This window comes from Pseudomonas fluorescens (assembly GCF_902497895.1).
GTDB classification, from domain to species: Bacteria; Pseudomonadota; Gammaproteobacteria; order Pseudomonadales; family Pseudomonadaceae; genus Aquipseudomonas; species Aquipseudomonas fluorescens_BP.
Genome location: NZ_CABVHQ010000015.1, coordinates 70,867 through 90,621, shown reverse-complemented (window position 1 = coordinate 90,621; position 19,755 = coordinate 70,867). Strand labels below are relative to the sequence as shown.

Annotated in this window: 14 protein-coding genes and 1 pseudogene; 7 read left to right on the top strand and 8 right to left on the bottom strand. The window is 59.6% G+C overall.

Going from position 1 to position 19,755, the window contains the following annotated elements; genetic code table 11:
- Positions 1-64 precede the first annotated feature (64 nt).
- On the top strand, positions 65-2,626 hold the full coding sequence (ligD, locus tag F8N21_RS10225; RefSeq protein WP_150642004.1) for a DNA ligase D: 2,562 nt from the start codon (positions 65-67) through the stop codon (positions 2,624-2,626).
- A 65-nt stretch (positions 2,627-2,691) separates the two neighbouring features.
- On the opposite strand, the gene F8N21_RS10220 is transcribed toward ligD, so the two are convergent.
- From F8N21_RS10220 to F8N21_RS30825, 5 genes and pseudogenes are all read right to left on the bottom strand, one after another.
- Positions 2,692-2,934 carry a hypothetical protein gene (locus F8N21_RS10220; protein ID WP_150642003.1) on the bottom strand — a complete coding sequence of 81 codons (243 nt, stop codon included), beginning with the start codon at positions 2,932-2,934 and terminating at the stop codon, positions 2,692-2,694.
- A gap of 86 nt (positions 2,935-3,020) precedes the next feature.
- Positions 3,021-3,248 carry a hypothetical protein gene (locus F8N21_RS10215; RefSeq protein WP_150642002.1) on the bottom strand — a complete coding sequence of 76 codons (228 nt, stop codon included), beginning with the start codon at positions 3,246-3,248 and terminating at the stop codon, positions 3,021-3,023.
- Positions 3,249-3,538: 290 nt separating this feature from the next.
- Entirely contained in the window at positions 3,539-4,522 is a 984-nt protein-coding gene (locus F8N21_RS10210) for a ribose-phosphate diphosphokinase (RefSeq protein ID WP_150642001.1), read from the bottom strand.
- Between the two features lie 36 nt (positions 4,523-4,558).
- Positions 4,559-5,218: an MliC family protein gene (locus F8N21_RS10205; RefSeq protein WP_150642000.1), complete on the bottom strand. Its 660-nt coding sequence runs from the start codon at positions 5,216-5,218 to the stop codon at positions 4,559-4,561.
- Between the two features lie 260 nt (positions 5,219-5,478).
- Positions 5,479-5,583, bottom strand: a pseudogene (locus F8N21_RS30825) (short-chain dehydrogenase); the annotation flags it as partial.
- A 173-nt stretch (positions 5,584-5,756) separates the two neighbouring features.
- On the opposite strand from F8N21_RS30825, the gene F8N21_RS10195 reads away from it, so the two are divergent.
- On the top strand, positions 5,757-6,755 hold the full coding sequence (locus F8N21_RS10195) for a bile acid:sodium symporter family protein (protein ID WP_150641999.1): 999 nt from the start codon (positions 5,757-5,759) through the stop codon (positions 6,753-6,755).
- 127 nt (positions 6,756-6,882) lie between these two features.
- Here the strand turns inward: F8N21_RS10195 and F8N21_RS10190 are convergent, their stop codons facing one another.
- From F8N21_RS10190 to F8N21_RS10180, 3 genes are all read right to left on the bottom strand, one after another.
- Positions 6,883-8,151, bottom strand: a complete 1,269-nt coding sequence (locus tag F8N21_RS10190; protein WP_150641998.1) for a cation:proton antiporter — start codon at positions 8,149-8,151, stop codon at positions 6,883-6,885.
- Between the two features lie 193 nt (positions 8,152-8,344).
- Positions 8,345-10,015: an FMN-binding glutamate synthase family protein gene (locus F8N21_RS10185; RefSeq protein WP_150641997.1), complete on the bottom strand. Its 1,671-nt coding sequence runs from the start codon at positions 10,013-10,015 to the stop codon at positions 8,345-8,347.
- Positions 10,016-10,414: 399 nt separating this feature from the next.
- The gene (locus F8N21_RS10180) at positions 10,415-12,106 is read right to left on the bottom strand and encodes an NAD-dependent malic enzyme (RefSeq protein ID WP_150641996.1); all 1,692 of its coding nucleotides are present in this window, start codon (positions 12,104-12,106) and stop codon (positions 10,415-10,417) included.
- A 358-nt stretch (positions 12,107-12,464) separates the two neighbouring features.
- Between F8N21_RS10180 and treS the strand changes: the two genes are divergently transcribed.
- From treS to F8N21_RS10155, 5 genes are all read left to right on the top strand, one after another.
- Entirely contained in the window at positions 12,465-14,531 is a 2,067-nt protein-coding gene (gene treS, locus F8N21_RS10175; RefSeq protein WP_150641995.1) for a maltose alpha-D-glucosyltransferase, read from the top strand.
- A gap of 122 nt (positions 14,532-14,653) precedes the next feature.
- A complete protein-coding gene (locus F8N21_RS10170) occupies positions 14,654-14,878 on the top strand; it encodes an FCD domain-containing protein (protein ID WP_318184133.1) in 225 nt (74 codons plus the stop codon).
- Between the two features lie 306 nt (positions 14,879-15,184).
- Positions 15,185-16,906 (top strand): type I secretion system permease/ATPase, encoded by a 1,722-nt coding sequence (locus tag F8N21_RS10165; RefSeq protein ID WP_150641994.1) that lies wholly within the window; start codon positions 15,185-15,187, stop codon positions 16,904-16,906.
- Positions 16,899-18,269 carry an HlyD family type I secretion periplasmic adaptor subunit gene (locus F8N21_RS10160; RefSeq protein ID WP_150641993.1) on the top strand — a complete coding sequence of 457 codons (1,371 nt, stop codon included), beginning with the start codon at positions 16,899-16,901 and terminating at the stop codon, positions 18,267-18,269. The genes F8N21_RS10165 and F8N21_RS10160 overlap by 8 nt, the downstream gene beginning before the upstream one ends.
- A gap of 2 nt (positions 18,270-18,271) precedes the next feature.
- Positions 18,272-19,618, top strand: coding sequence for a TolC family outer membrane protein (locus F8N21_RS10155; RefSeq protein WP_150641992.1), 1,347 nt, complete (start codon positions 18,272-18,274; stop codon positions 19,616-19,618).
- Positions 19,619-19,755: the final 137 nt, after the last annotated feature.

Here is a 19,755-nt window from a genome sequence, read left to right as displayed (position 1 = left end):
GCCTGCCGACACATCGCCGAAATTCGCCATTTGAAGCCTGACCAGTCCGAGTCGCAGGTGAACCATGAGCAAAAATCTGGACGACTACAATCGCATGCGAGACTTCGCCGCCACGCCCGAGCCTGCGGCGAAGCAATCTGCAAAGCGCTCGAAAAAAACCGCGCACGCCTTGCAGTTCTGTATTCAAAAGCACGCGGCCTCTCGACTGCACTACGACTTTCGCCTGGAACTCGATGGCGCGCTGAAGAGTTGGGCGGTGCCAAAGGGGCCGTCTCTGGACCCCAAGGTAAAGCGCCTGGCGGTGCACGTCGAAGATCATCCGATGGATTACGCCACATTCGAGGGCAGTATTCCCGAAGGGCATTACGGCGCCGGCGATGTGATTGTCTGGGATCGCGGTGTGTGGATACCCCAGGAAGATCCGGCCAAAGCCTATGAAAAGGGTCGTTTGAAGTTCGAGTTGCAGGGCGAAAAACTCGCCGGCCTGTGGAATCTGGTGCGCACCCACATGCCGGGTAAGCAAGAGCAATGGTTTCTGATCAAGCATCAGGACAGTGCGGCGAAGCCCGAGGCAGAGTATGACGTGGTCAAGGCCGAGCCGGACAGCGTCCTTAGCGACCGCACGATCCTCCCCAGGGCGCGAGGCACGGACACACCCAAACCCATCAAAAAAAAGCCGGCCCCTGCGCAAAAGCACAAAGCGCCGCAATTGACCGGCGCGCGCAAGGCCAGACTGCCGGAGCTGCTCAAGCCGGAACTGGCGACACTGGTCGACAGCGCGCCGGACGGCGACTGGAGCTATGAGATCAAGTTCGACGGTTATCGAATTATGGCCCGCATCGATCACGGCAAAATCCAGCTGTTCACCCGTAATGGTCACGACTGGACTCACAAACTGCCCAGACAGGCAGAGGCCGTGGCTGGCCTTGGTCTTGAATCGGCCTGGCTTGACGGTGAAATGGTGGTGGCCAACGAGCAGGGAGTCCCGGATTTTCAGGCCCTGCAAAACGCCTTTGACTCGGGTCGCAGTGGCAACATCGTTTACTACCTGTTCGACTTGCCTTACCTCAATGGCGTTGATCTGCGAGAGGTGCCTGTGGAGGAACGAAGGGCCGCCCTGGCGACGGTGCTTAACCTCAACGAAGATTCACTTCTGCGGTTCTCCGAGTCATTCGGCGAGGGCCCGCAAGCCTTGCTGAACAGTGCCTGCGAAATGCAGATGGAGGGGTTGATCGGCAAACATCTTGGCTCGCCTTATGTGTCCCGGCGCAGCAGTGACTGGATCAAACTCAAGTGCAAAAATCGACAGGAGTTTGTGGTGGTCGGTTACACCGAACCAAAGGGTGCGCGCAGTGCCTTTGGGGCGTTGCTTCTGGGCTTGCATGACATAGACAGCGGCGAATTGCGCTATGCGGGGAAGGTGGGGACCGGTTTTAACGAAGCGACCCTCAAGAGCATCCACGAGCAACTCAAACCTCTGGAGACGAAAAAACCGGCTGTGGTCAATCCACCGAGCGGTTTTGAGGCTAAAGGCGTGCATTGGCTGAAACCGAATTTGTTGGCGGAAGTCGCCTATGCCGAAATGACCAAGGAGGGGTCGGTACGCCATGCGGTATTTCATGGCCTGCGTAACGATAAACCTGCCAGGGAAATTACTGAGGAGCGGCCCAAGGATATGAAAAAACCAGCCAGCGCTGCGAAAAAAACACCCGCCAAGGCCGCCTCGACCCAGGCTGCGTCGGGTACCGGCAAAGTGCGCATCACTCACCCTGACCGAATCATCGATGCCACCAGCGGCACCACCAAAGTGCAACTGGCCGAGTACTATGCCAGCGTCGCCGAGTGGATCCTGCCTCAGCTCAAGGATCGGCCGGTGGCGCTGGTTCGGGCACCTGAAGGCATTGCCGGGGAATTGTTCTTTCAGAAAAACGCCGAGCGTCTGGCTATTCCGGGGATCGCAACCCTGGACAAAGACGTCACCGGGCAGCCCGTGATGATAATCAATAACATCGAAGCCCTGGTTGGAGCGGTGCAGATGAGCACGGTGGAGTTGCACACCTGGAACGCCACCTCTGACAACCTGGACAAGCCCGACCGATTTGTCCTTGATCTCGACCCCGACCCCGCATTGCCCTGGAAAAGTATGGTCGAAGCGACACAGTTGACCCTTGCGGTGCTCGATGAACTGGGACTCAAGGCATTCCTCAAGACCAGTGGTGGGAAGGGCATCCACCTGGTCGTGCCGCTCACCCGCAAACTTGGCTGGGACGAGGTCAAGGATTTCAGCCACGCGATAGTCAGTCACATGGCCCAGCTGTTACCGGATCGTTTTTCCGCGGTATCCGGACCAAAAAATCGGGTGGGGCGAATTTTCATCGACTACCTGCGCAACGGCCTGGGCGCTACCACGATCTGTGCCTACGCCGTGCGCACTCGCGAAGGGCTGCCGGTCTCGGTACCGATCTTTCGCGAGGAGGTCGCGGAACTCAAAGGGGGTAATCAATGGAATCTGCACAACGTGTATGAGCGCCTGGTCGACGTCGGTGACGGACCCTGGGCCGAGCTGAAGAAAACCCGACAGTCCATCACCGCTGACATGCGTCGACGGATAGGGATGCGCAAGTGAAACCCCCGGCGTTACCATCGTGGCGACTGATGCCGGGCGGACACCTTTCAATTCGCCATTCGCGCTCACGCGGGCTTCACTGTTTCCTCTATCTGCCGCACTGCATCCGCATCCGCCTGGAGAAGCTTGACCTTCAGTTTTTCGAAGTCATCGCTGTTCACCCAATCAATACGCCAGAGCATGTACAGCATGCCCTGAGCCTTGTACAACGCTTCCAGGCGCTCGGCATGATTGTCAGTCCGGCGTATGTCATCTGTCGCTTCTTCCAGGTCAGCAAGGGCCTGCGTTTTGTTCTCGCGATAGCTCATGGTGGGACTCCTGATAGGTTCTATTGCTCACCGTCTTGGTCATGATAATACGGTCGCGTCCCGGATTATTATGGCCACAGCGCGGCTTATGCAATGTTACGGACTATCGGGAGTGAAATATTATCCTTGGTACGCAACCACTCCTGCCTGGCTTGCCGATAGTGTTCATCAGCCTGTTTTTTCATTTCGGAAAACATTTGCAGGGTCTGAGTCGTAACAGGTTGCTTGCTCAAGAGCGCGTAGGCTTGAGCGCTGAGTTGATCTGCTTCAAAGAAGAGCTGATTGCTCAGGTTGATGGAATTGTTCAAGGTCATGGCTACATTCCTTCTGACAGGACTGGAAGGTTGAATACTTTTCCTTGTGTTCCTTCAAGTCATGATATTGCTGGAGAAACTTTCGTGGTTCAGCGGTAACTCCCGTATGGGCACAAAGAGCTGCGGTCGTACCCGGCAGCCATGACGCATTGGGTGATTGGCTGTTACCCAATCGTGGTGCAATGCGGGTTCATTGGCTTGATCTGCATCAATTGCGCAGGAGCCTGCCGATGGTGTCCGACGCGTGGTTGTTCATGGGCGCCCAGAGAAGGCGAAAGTCGCGCCTGGATTCAGAGGGGCAGGGGCCGATCCTCTGAAACCCAGGCTCCATTTTCAGCCAATAGCGTGGCAACCATGGCCGTAGTGTCGAGCACGTGCAAGCGCTGCGTCACCTGTTCGGGTGGCAGGCGAAACGGCGGCACGCTGTCACAGATGGTGATCCGTTCAAACAGCGGGCTGTCGAGCAGATCACTGCCACCGGTGAACAAACCATGGGTGGCTGCAGCGAGCAAGCGAACGGCACCTGCCTTCTGGCAGGCACGGCCAGCGTGCATCAGCGTATTACCGGTGCTGATCAGGTCGTCGACAATGATGGCCGTCTTGCCCAGGACTTCGCCGACCAGCAGTGTGCCGGTGAGCGTGGCTTGATCCCGGTGCTTCTCCATCAGCGCACCGCCCACCGGGCGGCCCAGTCGTCGCTCCAGGGCCTGGCGAAAGTGTTCGGCGCGCTTGGCACCACCGGTGTCGGGAGAAACCGCAACCACCTCGGTGTCACCGACCAGCCCGGCGAAATACTCGGCGAACAATTCTGCGCACTGCAAATTCCATGTGGGAATGCGAAAGGCGTTGTCGAACGCCGCCGGGTTGTGCACCTCCAATGCGACCAGACGATCCACGCCACACGTTTCGAGTATGGCCGCCAGATAACGAGTAATTGTTGGATCCTGATGTTGGGTGCGGCGATCCTTGCGCCCGTAGCAGAGGTAGGGAGTCACCGCCTGGACCTGGCAAGCACCGGCATCCTTGAGCGCGCCGCAGAAGAAGAGCAGGCGACACAGTTTATCGTTCGCGCTCTGCCGATCATCTCCATACAGCGCGTGAAACACAACGACCTCACGGCCGTTGACCGGCTCCAGCGGTCGGCATTTCTGTTCGCCATCCTCATAGTTGCGCTCTTCGTGGAGCGCCAGTTGACAACCAAGCCGTTGTGCCACGCGGTTCGCGTAGTGCTCACTGCCTTGCAGAGCGAACAGAAGAGGGCGTTGGGTGAGCATGCTTTGGCTCCTCAGAGGCTACTTGCGCCAGAGAAATCAGCCGACCGGCTCGGCCGTACAACTCATTTCCACTGAACCTGGTTTCTGGAAAAGGACCCCGTTGGCGTTTTGCCAGAAGCTGTAGTTCCCCTGGTAATCCTTACCCGTGTATCGGGTTCCTGAATCACTCTGCACCTGGCTCAGGGTGATCGAGGTGTTCGCCCATTTCAGGTACACGACACCAGGCTGGGTGTTAAAAAAGGTGGCGGCAATCAGCGCGTTAAACCCCGTACAACGAAAAACCAGGGGGCCTTCGGTGAGTCTGTCTGGATCCTTGGTTCTCACAATTGCCGAGCCTTGGCGTAGCTGGTGCGCGCGCTCGGCATAACTGCGGATCGTGCACGCCTTGGGCGCAGTCTCGGAGGCACACTGATTGCGGGCCTCGATCCAGAACTGCTGGTCGATTATGACCTTGTCTGGACGCGGTACTGAGCGTTCATCCGTGAGCGCCAGGCGATAAAGACGCGTCAGTTCGATATCCATCTGCGCCAGTTGCGGATCGCGACAGATAAGCTTTTCGACGGATGCCCTTGTCGTGGCGCAGTCAAAGCTGGTCTTGAAGATTGCCGAAGGGGATGCAGCATTTGCACAGGTGCTCGTCGCCGCGCACACGCTGGCAGCGAGCAGACAGGTGAAAAGGGCCGTGACCGTTTTCATATTGGCTTCACCCAGATCATTACGTGATGCCCGGATTGCCGTGGGATCTATCGATCCGTTGAACAGTCATTCGTTCGCATTGGGTGTATCGCAGTGTAAGTCAGTGTTCAAAACTTGCCACACCGCCCGGCGGCGGCTGACATTCCAGGCCGCAACCGCAACCGCATCCGCATCCGCATCCGCAACCGCATCCGCGGCGTCCGGCCGTGCCCTTGATTGGCGAGCTGGATTCACAGACGGGACGCACAGGTACTTCAACGTTACTTGGGAGCCAGATCGCCGTACCAATACGCCGCAGTGACGCCGCCATCCATCAGAAAATCGCTGCCTGTAATGAATGTGCCCTCAGGGCCCATGAGCAGCGCTCTGTCTAACGACCTGTTGACGGATTACCAAGCTGGACTGCTGGATGTGGGGAGCGCCTGAAACTCTTGTCATGTCCTTTAGGCGGCATCTGCTGGCTCATCGGCGTTAGTCGGTAGCCAGCAAGCACGTTAGAGTTGTCGTAACGTTCTTGGCAACCCCGGATGCTGATCTTATGACTCGCCCTCGTTTCTTGCCCGACAACTTCACCCTGACCCTGGTCGGCGTGGTGATTCTCGCCAGCCTGCTGCCCGCCAGCGGTCAGATAGCGGTCGGTTTTGGCTGGCTGACCAACATCGCCATTGCCCTGCTGTTTTTTCTGCATGGCGCCAAACTGTCGCGCGAATCGATCATCGCCGGTGCCGGCCACTGGCGCCTGCACTTGCTGGTGTTTGGCCTTACCTTTGTTCTGTTCCCGCTTGTCGGCCTGGCGCTCAAGCCTTTGCTGTCACCGATGATCGGCAACGACCTGTATATGGGCATACTCTACCTCTGTGCGCTTCCCGCGACGGTACAGTCGGCGATTGCGTTCACCTCTCTGGCTCGTGGAAACATTCCTGCGGCGATTTGCAGTGCGGCGGCATCCAGTCTGTTCGGGATTTTTCTCACGCCGTTGCTGGTGACGTTGCTGCTGAATGTGCAGGGTGATGGAGGCTCGACGCTCGATGCGATGCTGAAGATCAGCGTGCAACTGTTGCTGCCGTTCGTTGCCGGGCAGATCGCTCGGCGCTGGATCGGCGCCTGGGTGGCGCGCAACAAGAGTTGGCTCAAGTTCGTTGATCAGGGCTCGATTCTGTTAGTGGTCTACGGTGCTTTCAGTGAGGCGGTGATCGAAGGTATCTGGCATCGGATTCCGCTATGGGAGCTGGCTGGACTGGTCGTCGTCTGCTGCATCGTACTGGCGTTGGTATTGCTGGCGTCCACCGTACTGGGCAAAGCCTTCGGCTTCAATCAGGAAGACCGCATCACCATCCTCTTCTGTGGTTCCAAGAAAAGCCTGGCGACAGGTGTGCCGATGGCCCAGGTGCTGTTCGCCGGCAGCACCATTGGTGTGTTGATCCTGCCGTTGATGTTGTTCCACCAGATTCAGCTGATGGTCTGTGCGGTGCTGGCGCAGCGCTATGCAAATCGCCCGGAATCGGTCGCCGAATTGATGGGCCAGGTAGACCCTTGATAACCACGACCAGTTCCAGTTTGTGTGCGGCCAGTAAAAATCCTGGGTAGGTGAGTGGGTCGCACAGCACCACATCGCCTTTCTCCATCACACTCGACCGCCGCCCGTTGCGGGCGGCGGTGCTTTTTCAATGATCGGCGGGTCTGGACGGCGAGCTGCCGTACAGCTTGTTGACCAGGGTGCCGACGGTCAGCCCCTGCAGCAGGATGGAGACCAGCACCACGATGTAGGTCAGGGTCAGCAGCAGATCGCGCTCCTCGCCCTGTGGCAGGGCCAGCGCCAGCGCCACCGACACCCCGCCGCGCAACCCGCCCCAGCACAGAATGCGCACGGTGCCGCGGGCGATCTGCCGGTCCGGACCCCGGAAATGACGCAGCATCAGAATCCACGGGCCGACGGTCAGCAGGCGCGAGGCCAACACCGCGCCACCCAGCAGCAGTGCCGCCGCCACGTGCAGCCAGTCGAACGGCAGGACCAGCAGTGCCAGACCGATCAGGGCGAACAGCAGGGCATTGAGGATTTCATCGATGACTTCCCAGAAACCATCCACATAGCGCCGGGTCTCGTTGCTCATCGCCAGCCGGCGTCCGTGGTTGCCGATGATCAGGCCCGCCACCACCATCACGATGGGCGCCGAGACATGCAGCCGGGTCGCCAGCGCCGAGCCGCCGAATACCAGGGCCAGGGTCAGCATGATCGACGGCTGGTGCGCATCCACCTTGCGCAGCAGGAAGAACACGCAATACCCCAGAACAATGCCCAGCAGGATGCCGCCCACGGCTTCCTGGAGGAACAGCAGGCTGACTTCACCCACGGTGGGGGTCTGACCGAGCATCAGCACCCCGAGCAGGATGCTGAACACCACCACCGCGGTGCCGTCATTGAACAGCGACTCGCCGACGATGGTGGTTTGCAGCGGCTTGGGTGCACCGCTGGTCTTGAGAATGCCCATCACCGCAATCGGGTCGGTGGGCGAAATCAGCGCGCCGAACAGCAGGCAGTAGAGGACGCTGACCTGCCAGCCGAGCAGGGCAAAGGTGTAATAGGCCAGCCCGGCGACCACGAAGGTAGCGATCAGCACGCCGATGGTGGCCAGAAAGCCAATATGCCATTTGTAGCTGCGCAGGTCGTCGAGGTTGACGTGCAACGAGCCGGCGAACAGCAGCGCCGGCAGGAACCAGGTCATCAGTACGGTGGAGAAATCGATCTGGCGGATGAATTCCTGCATTTCCACTGCCAGCACCGGATAGCCCAGCTCTGTCAGGCCCAGCGCGATGAGCGACAGAATCAGGGCAGCGACCATGACTCCGATGGTCGGCGGCAGACGGATGAACCGGTAGCTGAGGTAGGTGAGGAAGCTGGTCAGCGCAATGAAAATGGCTGCAAGGTCAAGCATCGGAGGGGTTGTCCTGTTCAACGAAAAAACGGCGTACTGCATCGGGCTCAGCGTGAAAGCTCAGACATTCTCGATTCCAGATACTGGGCGGGGCACTCAGCGGATGCCCTGAAACTATAGGCTGCGCCTTGAAAGAGACACGCCAATCAGCAAGCGCTAACTGTTCCAGAGGAAGAGCTGTCATGACGGTAATTCACGCCATAGCGGTATCCCAAGTCTCGACGGCGGTCCTGTAGCCAACGGTCTCAGCGCCTGAGCCATTGCGCTCGAATTTATCGGCCCGGGCGCTGTGCCACATGCGCAAATAGAATTCGCTGGTGCAGCGGCCATTGAGCAGTTCGCCGGGTTTGAGGAAGGTGTGTGTCTGGGAAAATAAACGGATCTGCGTGTCGCTGATGCGTCGTACCAAGTGCTCGGGGGTTAATTGCGAGGGATGTTCGATACCCGCCGAGGCGAGCATTTCGGCCAGTGTCAGCAGGGTATTGCGGTGGAAGTTGTAGACCCGAGTGGCTTTGTCCTCGACCACCAGTGCGCCCTGGCGCAAAGGATCCTGAGTGGCGACGCCGGTCGGACATTGGTTGGTGTGGCAGCTTTGGGACTGGATGCAGCCGATGGCAAACATGAAGCCGCGCGCCGAGTTGACCCAGTCCGCACCGATCGCCAGCACACTGGCGATATCAAAGGCACTGACAATCTTGCCGCTGGCACCCAACCGGATGTTGTCTCTAAGGTTCAGGCCGACCAGCGTGTTGTGCACGAATAACAACCCTTCGCGCAGCGGCATGCCGATGTTGTCACTGAACTCCCTTGGTGCGGCGCCTGTGCCGCCCTCGGCACCGTCGACCACGATGAAGTCAGGCAGGATTCCGGTCTTTAGCATCGCCTTGGCGATCCCCATGAATTCCCAGGGTTGGCCAATGCACAGCTTGAAGCCTACCGGTTTGCCATTGGACAGCTCACGTAGCTTTTGAACGAACTGCAGCAGTTCGATCGGTGTAGAGAAGGTGCTGTGACGAGCCGGTGACACACAGTCGCGCCCCATGCTCACGCCCCGGGTCTCGGCGATTTCCGCAGTGACCTTATGTTTGGGCAGAATACCGCCGTGCCCGGGCTTGGCACCCTGGCTGAGTTTGATCTCGATCATCCGTACCTGAGGATTGCGGGCCTGCGCGCAGAAACGCTCGGGATCGAACCGACCGTCCTGATCGCGACAGCCAAAATAGCCACTACCCAGTTCCCAGATCAGGTCACCCGCATATTCACGGTGATAGGGGCTGATGCTGCCTTCGCCGGTGTCATGGGCAAAGCCGCCCAGTTTTGCTCCCTTGTTCAGAGCGCGTATGGCATTGGCGCTCAGGGCGCCGAAGCTCATGGCGGAGATGTTAAAGATCGAAGCGCTGTAAGGCTGACGGCACTGCGGACCGCCGACCATGATTCGGAATTCCTTGGGGTCGAGCACTTCGCTGGGCAGCATCGAGTGAACGATGAATTCAAAGCCGGGTTTGTAGACATCCTTCAGGGTGCCAAAGGCTTTCTCCGCGCTCTGGTTCTTGGCGCGGGCATAGACCAGCGAGCGTTGGGTGCGGGAGAAGGGCAGTTCGTCATCATCACCTTCAAGCAGATACTGGCGGATCTCTGGACGGATATGCTCGATCAGGTAACGAAGGTTACCGATCACGGGATAGTTGCGACGCACCGAATGTTGGGTCTGATGAAGGTCATTAAGACCGATCAGCGTCAGTATCGTGGTGATCAGAGTGAAGGGCCAGAGCCACTCGATGCGCTCGAACAGGCACAGACCAACGAGGGTAAAGACGAAGCAAAAGACGAAGCATGAGTAACGACTCAGTGATGATGGTTTCACGCGCGTTGTTCCTTGGGGTGTGGCATCGATTGCGATCGGCTGGCCGTTCGGTTCACGTGGATACACGTGCGTTCAAGCCTGGGCGACTTTTAGCGAGTCGTAGCGCGCTTGCAGTTCCTGGCGTTGCAGGCGGCGCTGCTGAGCCTGGGCGTATCGGCGTTGTACGTCGGCGCAACGAGTAACGCAGGCACCGCTCGATCAGGGCGTAACAGGGCTGCGGGACACAAAGCACCAGTGGATGAGCCCTGGTGGCGAGGGAGTCTAACAATCGAAAAAAACGATAGCTAGCTAATGAAATAAGAAGGTATTTTTCATATTCCGTAACAGTGCGACAGGATGCGCGGGTCTGCCCGGACAGCGTGGGAGCACGAAAACGTGCTCCCACCGATTGTTACAGCATCAGATCGAGGAACGACGATAATCCCGATAACGCGCTTGCCAGAAGTTGCTTTCGATCGACTGGTGCAGGCGTTCGTCACTGATCTGCAAAGCCTTGCCTTCTTCCTGAGCCTGCTTGGCCACGGCGAAGGCGATCTTCTTGCTCACCGCCTGTATCTCGCTCAACGGTGGCAACACCGCATCACCCTCTCCGGTGAGTAGGGGCGAGCAGTCGGCCAGGGTTCTGGAAGCGGCCATGATCATGCCATCGGTGATCCTGGTGGCCATGACCGCCAGGACGCCCAGGCCGATACCGGGGAAGATGTAGGAATTATTGCACTGGGCGATCTGAATCTTGCGCTCGCCCAGGCTGACCGGTGGAAACGGGCTGCCGGTGGCCACCAGAGCCTCGCCATTAGTCCAGGTGAGGATTTCCTGGGGGGTAGCCTCGATCCTGGAGGTCGGGTTGGACAACGGCATGACGATCGGCTTGGAGCAGCCCGCATGCAGGGCCCGGATGACTTGCTCGGTGAACAGTCCGCGTTGCGCCGATACACCCACTAGAATGCTGGCCTTGGCGTGGTTAACTACATCCAGAAGGGTTAAATCGCCATTGCCTGCAGCCCATGCCGGCATACTGCTGCGCTTTTGCGCCAGCTTGTGCTGAAACGGCAGCAGGTTGGCCATGTCATCGGTCAGCAGGCCCCAGCGGTCGATCATGAAGATGCGCTGGCGAGCCTCGCTGTCGCTCAGCCCTTCCAGCATCATCGCCGCGACGATCTGCTCGGCAATCCCACAGCCGGCTGAACCTGCGCCGACGAAGGTCACTACCTGATCGGACAGACGTTCGCCTTTGGCCTTGCACGCGGCGATCAAGGTGCCGACGGCTACGGCAGCGGTGCCCTGGATATCATCGTTGAAGCAGCAGATCTGGTCCTTGTAACGCTCCAGCAGCGGGGTGGCGTTAGTCTGGGCGAAATCCTCGAACTGTAGCAGCACGTTGGGCCAGCGACGCTTGATGGCCTGGATGAACAGTTCGATGAACTCGTTGTACTGTTCGCCGGTGACACGTTCATGGCGCCAGCCCATGTACATCGGGTCATTCAGCAGGTCAGGGTTGTTGGTGCCGACGTCGAGTACCACAGGTAAGGTGTAGGCCGGGCTGACGCCGCCACAAGCGGTGTACAGCGACAATTTACCGATCGGGATACCCATGCCGCCGATGCCCTGATCGCCGAGCCCGAGGATGCGCTCACTGTCAGTGACCACTATGACTTTGACGTTGCCCTTGGTGGCGCTGTGCAAGATATCGTCAATGCGATCGCGGTCGGGGTAGGCGATGAACAGTCCGCGATGGGTGCGGTAGATGCTGGAGAATTCCTGGCAGGCCTGGCCGACGGTCGGGGTATAGATGATTGGCAGCATCTCTTCGAGGTGATCTTCGAGCAGACGGAAAAACAGCGTCTCGTTAGTGTCCTGCACAGCGCGCAGGAAGACATGCCGGTCGATATCGCTGGTGCACAGTTCATATTGCCGGTAAACCCGGGTTGCCTGCTCCTCGATGGTTTCCGTGGTTTGCGGCAACAGGCCGAGCAGGTTGAAGTCGATCCGCTCCTGGGAGCTGAAGGCGCTACCCTTGTTCAGCAAGGGCATTTCCAGTAATGAAGGGCCGGAGTAGGGAATGTACAGAGGCCGTTTGGGTTTTTCGTTCATCTTGAATTCACTCTCTATCTTTTTGCAGAAACCCGAACCTAGCAGGCCAATGAGAGCGGGGTACAGTAAACGTTAGTCTGCTACCTATTTTATTCCCAGTCCTGATGGTCATGTGCAAATTGAGCTTGCTGGCGGTGACCAGCATCAACCTGGAGCATAGCCGGTCGGAGGTCGAGTCGGTGTGCACGCAGTTGGGTGACGCCCATCAAACGCGCATCGAGCAGGATCGCACGCTTGCTCCTGATTCGATGCAACGAATGCCACTTCATGGCCTCATATAAAAACGAGCGGTGTCATTGGTGCAGGTACCAATGGGATGGCCGGGAGCGTTTTCTTATGACAACAGGTGATTGTTTTTATGACGGTGGCTGAGAAGAACCATGTGGAATGGCTGGTTGAGCAATCGATGCTGCACGCCGCAAGGCAGCGGGCCAAACTCTACTCCGGGCAAGGTCGATTATGGCAACAACCTTATGCTCATACTCGGCCCCGAGATGCTTCGGCCCTGGCTTCGGTGTGGTTCACCGCGTATCCGGCGTCCATTGTTACCAGAGAAAATGGCACTGTGCTGGAGGCCTTGGGTGATGAAACCTTATGGCACGCGCTGTCGAGAATCGGTATCCAGGCCATTCACAATGGCCCGCTGAAAATGTCTGGCGGCCTGAAGGGCATTCAACACACTCCCACGATTGACGGCAATTTTGACCGCATCAGTTTCGACATCGACCCGCAACTGGGCACCGAGGCGCAGCTGCAGGCGCTGACCCGCATGGCTGCCGCGCACAATGCGGTCATCATTGATGATGTCATCCCGTCTCATACCGGCAAAGGCGCGGATTTTCGCTTGGCCGAGATGGCGTATGAAGATTATCCGGGGCTCTACCACATGGTGGAAATCCGCGAAGAGGACTGGCCGCTGCTACCCGATATTGCAGAGGGGCGCGATGCGCAGAACCTCAGTCCGCCGCAGGTAGACGTTCTGCGAGACAAGCATTACATCGTCGGCCAACTACAACGGGTGATCTTCTTCGAGCCAGGGATCAAGGAAACCGATTGGAGCGCGACGCCGATCGTGGTGGGCGTCGATGGCAAGCCGCGACGCTGGGTTTACCTGCACTACTTCAAGGAGGGGCAACCGTCGTTGAACTGGCTGGATCCGACCTTCGCCGCGCAGCAGATGATCATCGGAGACGCGCTGCACGCCATCGACGTCATGGGTGCGAAAATTCTGCGTCTGGACGCCAACGGATTTCTCGGCGTAGAACGCAAACTCGACGGCACCGCCTGGTCTGAAAGCCATCCGTTATCGATCACCGGTAACCAGTTGCTGGCCGGTGCGATTCGCAAGGCCGGCGGTTTCAGCTTTCAGGAACTGAACCTGACCGTCGATGATATCGCCGCCATGTCCCACGGCGGTGCCGATCTCTCGTACGACTTCATCACCCGACCCGCCTACCAGCATGCGTTGCTGATGGGCGATAGCGAATTCCTGCGGTTGATGCTGCGTCAGATGCACACCCTCGGCATCGATCCGGGCTCGCTGATCCATGCCTTGCAGAACCATGACGAACTGACCCTTGAGCTGGTGCATTTCTGGACCCTGCACGCCCATGACACCTTCCTTTACCAGGGCCAGACTTTTCCCGGCAACATCTTGCGCGAGCATATCCGCGAGCAGATGTACGAACGCCTGGCCGGAGAGCACGCCCCCTATAACCTGAAATTTGTCACCAATGGTGTGTCCTGTACCACCGCCAGCATCATCACGGCAGCGCTCGGCATTCGCGACCTCGATGCGATTACCCCCGCGGATATTCAACAGATACGCCAGATTCATTTGCTGTTGGTGATGTACAACGCGATGCAACCGGGCGTGTTCGCGTTGTCTGGCTGGGACCTTGTGGGTGCACTGCCATTGCCGGCAGAACAGGTCGCGCATTTGATGCTCGACGGCGATACGCGCTGGATTCATCGCGGTGCCTACGACCTGGTTGATCTCAATCCGGACGCGCCTTTTTCGGCGGGTCACATGCCACGCCCGAAAACGTTGTACGGCAGCCTGAACAGTCAATTGAAAGACCCGGATTCGTTTGCCTCGCAGCTGAAGAAAATCCTGGCTGTTCGCCAATCCTACGATATCGCGGCCAGTCGCCAGATCCTGATTCCGGATGTCCAGCACCCGGGGTTGCTGATCATGGTCCACGAATTACCGGCTGGCAAAGGCACACAAATCACCGCGCTGAATTTCGGCTCGACACCGATCACCGAAACCCTGCATCTGCCCAATATTGCCCCGGGGCCGGTGGTCGACATTATCAATGAGCGGGTCGAAGGCGATCTCACACCTGAGGGCGAATTCACCATCACGCTGGATGCCTATGAAGGATTGGCACTGCGCGTGGTCAGTAGCTCGCCGATGATCTAGGGACTGCACCACCCAAGCTTGAGCAGTGGGGGCTTCGCAAGCACGGCGTTTCGCGTGGTCACTGCAAGAAGTGCCCGTGGGGCTTAATTTTCCGTGGTCAGGTCAGTTACTACGAGAAGCTATTGGGAGAAGGGCAACGGCTTGCGCACTTGCATTTCGATTACATTATAAGCGCCGCAAGCACGACAGTACGCCTTGGTCGTGACCACGATCAGATTATCGATGCTATCGCTGCGCGCAATCCCGATGAGGCTGAGCAAGCAGCTCACGAGCACACAATGCTCTTCCAGAGCCGTTTCCTTGCCTATATGCAGCAAAACCTGACCAGAGCTATTTCGGTGAAATAGAGAACCTTTGCCGGATAAATTGACTACAGCTTGCGGATCTTGGCTGACCAAGTGAGTTTGGAGCGAGGTCGAGCGACAAGCGATCGTGGCGCTGTGCAACATCCCCGCCCGTCACCTGCATGAAAACCCAGCCCGTAGAACCGGCACTAACCCGTGGTTGCGTTGTCAGTAATTGGCGCCTGTAGCGACGAGGACCGTCTGTGATAGCGGCACGTCAGGCTACATTTAGTGTTTTCTCCCCTTAGGGCAAAACGCCCGCGATGGATTGCGTCCTGGACCGACTATTCCTTTTGCGAGCGACATTTTATGGGTTTGCTTCTCGATCCGCGTCATGACATTGATGCCGCTTTATTAAGCTATCGCCGGGTGTTCTGGTCGCTGGCGCTGTTCAGTGGCGTGATCAACCTGCTGGTGCTGGTGCCGTCGCTCTACATGATGCAGGTGTACGACCGGGTCCTCACCAGCCGCAACGAAACCACCTTGTTCATGCTCACCTTGATCGCCCTGGGACTGTTCATGTTCAGCGCCCTGATCGAGTGGGTACGCGGCGAGGTGATGATTCGCATGAGCGCGGGGCTGGACGATGCCTTGGGCGAGCGGATTTTCGACGCCGCCTTCGCCCGCAGCCTGCGCGAGCACAACGCCAACCCGGCGCAGGTGCTCACCGATCTGGCGACGCTGCGGCAGTTGATCACCGGCCAGGGCCTGATTGCCTTGCTCGATGCGCCGTGGTTGCCAATCTTCCTGCTGGTGGCGTTCATCTTTCATCCCTGGTTCGGCGTGCTGACGCTGGTTCTGGCCCTGGTGCTGATCGGCCTGGCGCTGTGGGGCGAGTTGGCGACTCGCACGCGCTTGGGCGAAGCCAATCGCCTGGGCGTGCAGTCGTCGAGCTATGTAAACAGCACGTTACACAATGCCGAAGTCATCCAGGCCCTGGGCATGCTCGGGCCGTTGCGCCAGCGCTGGAGCCTGCTGCAGCAACGCATCATTGCCGCCCAGGCCCATGCCAGCGATCGCAGCGCGCGTATCACTTCGACGACCCGTTTCGTGCGCATCTCCGGACAGTCGCTGGCCCTGGGCCTGGGGGCGTTGCTGGTGCTTGAAGGCCAATTGTCGGCGGGTATGATGATTGCGATGTCGCTGCTGCTGGGGCGTGCCCTGGCGCCCGTGGAAATCGCCATTGGCTCGTGGAAGCAATTCAACTCCGGCCGCCAGAGCTACCAGCGCCTGAGCCAACTGCTTGCCCAGCATCCGCGCGAACGCCTGCGCATGCCTTTGCCACCGCCCACCGGCGCGGTGCGCCTGGAGCAGTTGTATGTCGGCCCGCCCGGCGCCTCGCAACCGATCCTGCGGGGCATCAATTTCAGCCTGGTCAAAGGTGATGTGCTCGCCGTCGTCGGCCCCAGCGCCAGTGGTAAATCAACGCTGGCCAGGGCGCTGGTCGGGGTATGGCCGGCCATGGGCGGGTCGGTGCGCCTGGACGACGCCGAGATCAGTCAATGGTCCCATGACGCCCTGGGCCCGCACCTTGGATACCTGCCGCAGGACATCGAGCTGTTCGACGGCAGTGTGGCCGACAACATTGCCCGCTTCGGCGAGCAGGACGCCGACAAGATCATCGCCGCCGGGCGTCACGCCGGCATTCACGAGATGATCCTGAGGTTCCCCAAGGGTTACGACGCGCCGCTGGGCCCCGGCGGGCTTGGGTTGTCCGGTGGGCAAAAGCAACGCCTCGGCCTGGCTCGCGCGCTTTATGGGCTCCCGTCGCTGATCGTGCTCGATGAGCCCAACTCCAACCTCGATGAAGCCGGAGAGCTGGCGCTGGTGCAGGCCATCAGTGCGCTCAAGGCCGCTGGCAGCACCGTGGTGCTGATTACCCACCGGCCCAATGTGCTGGCTGTGGTCGATCACATCCTGGTGCTCAAGGACGGCACTCAACAAGCATTCGGTCCACGGGATCGGGTGCTCAAGGCATTGATGCCGGGGCCAAGACCGGCCTCGGTCAGGGAGGCTGGCGAAGATGCGTGATCTGACCCCTGGGGCAAAAACATACAGCGAGCAGGGGCTGAGCGTGAGCGGTGCCACAACGCTGCCCTGTGCCAGTACCGACGCCGGGGGGGCGGCACGCTATGGTGTGGGTTTCCTGGTCCTGACGCTGGGCGGCTTCCTGCTCTGGGCCTGCCTGGCGCCGCTCGACCAGGGTGTCGTAGGCAGCGGCACCGTGGTGGTGGCGGGCGAACGCAAGGCTGTGCAGTCGTTGGTTGGTGGGGTGGTGGAAAAGCTGCTGGTCAGCGATGGCGACCGCGTCACCCAGGGACAGTTGCTGGTGCAGCTCAACACGGTGCAGGCGCAGTCGCAACTGGACGTGACCCTGGGCAAGTTGCTCAACGATCGCAGCGTCGAGGCTCGGTTGATTGCCGAGCGCCTGGGCTCAGCCGAGATCCAATGGCCCGCTGAACTGCTGGGACATGCCGACGAGCCGCGGGTCAAGGCGGCCATGGCCTTGCAGAGCCAGTTGTTTCTGACTCGCCGCGCAGAGCTGGGCAGCCGCTTGCAGATCATCGAACACGAAGCCGCGGCGTTGCAGCAGCAATTGCTTGGCTACGAAGGCGTCAAGCGCAACTACGACGCGCAGATGCGCTTCCAGCAGCAGGAGCTGGAAGGCCTGCGCGATTTGGCCCGTGAAGGCTACGTTCCGCGCAACAAACTCTTCGAGGTCGAGCGCAACGCAGCCCAATTGGCCGGGCAGATTGCCTCCGGGGTGGGCGATGTCGGCAGGACCCGCCAGGCGATCAACGAAAGCCGGCTCAAGGCCTTGCAGGCGCAGCAGGAATTTCGCCGCGATGCCGAAACCCGGCTCAGCGAGGTCTCTGCCGAGGCGGCAGGTTATGCCGATCAGATTCATGCCTTGCAGTTTGAAGTCGACAACGGTGCGATCCGTGCGCCGGTGTCCGGGCAGGTCATGGACGTGAGCATTCATACGGTCGGGGGCGTTGCGCAGGCCGGCCAAACCCTGATGCAGGTGGTGCCGCTGGATGCGCCGATGGCGATCACCGCGCGTTTCGAGCCGCTGATGGCCAATAAATTGCGCCCGGGGCTGCCGGTGCATGTGCATTTCACCGCGCTGCAACGGATGGATACGCCGACAGTCACCGGCACGGTGACGACGGTGTCGGCGGACCAGTTGATCGATGAACAGACGCACCAGCCGTACTTTTCCGCCAAGGTCGAAATTCCCGCCGACACCGTCGCCTCGCTGCAGGTCGCCGGCCTGCTGGTGCGCCCCGGCATGCTCGCCGATGTCACGGTGGTGACGGGGGAACGCACCTTGATGAATTACCTGATGAAACCACTGCGCGAACGCTTGCTTGCAGCCTTCAAAGAGGAATGAGCATGACCGACCGTTGCCGCTATCGCTGCGCTGTACTGCTGGGTTTGTGTGCCAACTGGGCCGCGATCAATCCCGTATGGGCCGGCGAAGGCCTGAACCTGACCGCTGCATACGACGCCTCGCGGCTCAATGACCCGACCGTGCAATCGGCAGCCCATGCCTTTGATGCTTCCAGCCATGAAGAGGCGATTGGCCGCGGCGGCCTCTATCCGCAAGTGTCGCTGACATCGCGCTACGGTTACGGTGGACGTATCGATGGCGGCGACGACAGCAGTTACGTCAACAGTAACGACTACCAGGCGAACAGCGTCACCCTGGCGGCGCAACAACCGCTCTATGACAAGGGGCGCTGGGCGGCGTATCAGGAGGGCAAGGCGCGGGGGCAGTTGGGTACCCAGCTATTCGACGTTGCCGGCCAGACTCTGTACGACCGGGTTGCCAAAGGCTATTTCGACGTCGCTCGGGCCGAGAACGAGATCAAGTTGATCGCCCAGCAAAAGACTGCCATCAATGGGTTGGTGACGCAGAGCAAAAAGCTTTATCAGGGCGGCCAGGGCGCGATCACCGATATTGATGAGGCCCAGGCGCGGCTCGATCTCGTCGACGCCCAGGAGGCTGAAGCCCAGGCCCGCCGCGTGGCTGCGTTGCGGGCCTTGTCCGGTCGCGCCAGCGTGCCCATCGATGACATCCAGCCGATGCGCGAAGAACTGCCCACCGGTAGCCCGATACCGCCGGAGCGGGATTTGCCGTACTGGACGGCGATTGCCCGTGAAGCCAGCCCCGATCTGGCATCCCGGCTGGCGGCGGTGAAAGTCGCCGAGGCGCAGGCTGACAGTCAGCGCGCCGGGCATTATCCGACCGTGTCGCTGACCACCCAGCTAACCCGACGGGAAAGCCCTCAGTACCAGGAGCTCGACCCGCGCCAGGACTCTTATTACGTGGGGGTGCAGCTGGATATTCCGTTGTATCGCGGCGGGGCGGTACGTGCCTCGGTGGCGAAGGCCGAAGCGCAACTGGCCGGTGCCCAGTCCGACTACGATGTGCAGCGTCAACAGTTGGCCGAGGACATCGAGGCCGATTATCTGGGCGTCGTGGCCGGGTTCGCCAAGAGCAAGGCGATGCAGCGGGCGGTGGAGTCCAATCAGCGGGCCCTGACCTCGACGGAAAAAGGCTTTCAGGGTGGAGTGCGTTCCACGGTGGATATTCTTGATGCACAGCAGCGGGTGTTCCAGGCCCGCCGAGACCTGCTCAACACCAAGCTCGACATGCTGCAAAGCTATGTGAGCCTGCACACCCACACCGGCCAGATGAACCGCGGCGTCCTGGAACAGGTGCAAAGCCTGTTCTGAAAAGCCTGGGGTTCCAACCAAGCTCAAGGTTGCAGCCTATCCTGTGGGAGCGAGCTTGCTCGCGAAGGCGGTGGGTCAGCCAGCACCCATCTCGAATGTACCGCCGCCATCGCGAGCAAGCCCGCTCCCACATTTGG

Excerpts from the sequence above, each read along its gene's own strand:
- ligD (WP_150642004.1), top strand. The coding sequence starts at position 65 with ATGAGCAAAAATCTGGACGACTACAATCGCATGCGAGACTTCGCCGCC.
- F8N21_RS10220 (WP_150642003.1), bottom strand. The coding sequence starts at position 2,934 with ATGAGCTATCGCGAGAACAAAACGCAGGCCCTTGCTGACCTGGAAGAA.
- F8N21_RS10215 (WP_150642002.1), bottom strand. The coding sequence starts at position 3,248 with ATGACCTTGAACAATTCCATCAACCTGAGCAATCAGCTCTTCTTTGAA.
- F8N21_RS10210 (WP_150642001.1), bottom strand. The coding sequence starts at position 4,522 with ATGCTCACCCAACGCCCTCTTCTGTTCGCTCTGCAAGGCAGTGAGCAC.
- F8N21_RS10205 (WP_150642000.1), bottom strand. The coding sequence starts at position 5,218 with ATGAAAACGGTCACGGCCCTTTTCACCTGTCTGCTCGCTGCCAGCGTG.
- F8N21_RS10195 (WP_150641999.1), top strand. The coding sequence starts at position 5,757 with ATGACTCGCCCTCGTTTCTTGCCCGACAACTTCACCCTGACCCTGGTC.
- F8N21_RS10190 (WP_150641998.1), bottom strand. The coding sequence starts at position 8,151 with ATGCTTGACCTTGCAGCCATTTTCATTGCGCTGACCAGCTTCCTCACC.
- F8N21_RS10180 (WP_150641996.1), bottom strand. The coding sequence starts at position 12,106 with ATGAACGAAAAACCCAAACGGCCTCTGTACATTCCCTACTCCGGCCCT.
- treS (WP_150641995.1), top strand. The coding sequence starts at position 12,465 with ATGACGGTGGCTGAGAAGAACCATGTGGAATGGCTGGTTGAGCAATCG.
- F8N21_RS10165 (WP_150641994.1), top strand. The coding sequence starts at position 15,185 with ATGGGTTTGCTTCTCGATCCGCGTCATGACATTGATGCCGCTTTATTA.
- F8N21_RS10160 (WP_150641993.1), top strand. The coding sequence starts at position 16,899 with ATGCGTGATCTGACCCCTGGGGCAAAAACATACAGCGAGCAGGGGCTG.
- F8N21_RS10155 (WP_150641992.1), top strand. The coding sequence starts at position 18,272 with ATGACCGACCGTTGCCGCTATCGCTGCGCTGTACTGCTGGGTTTGTGT.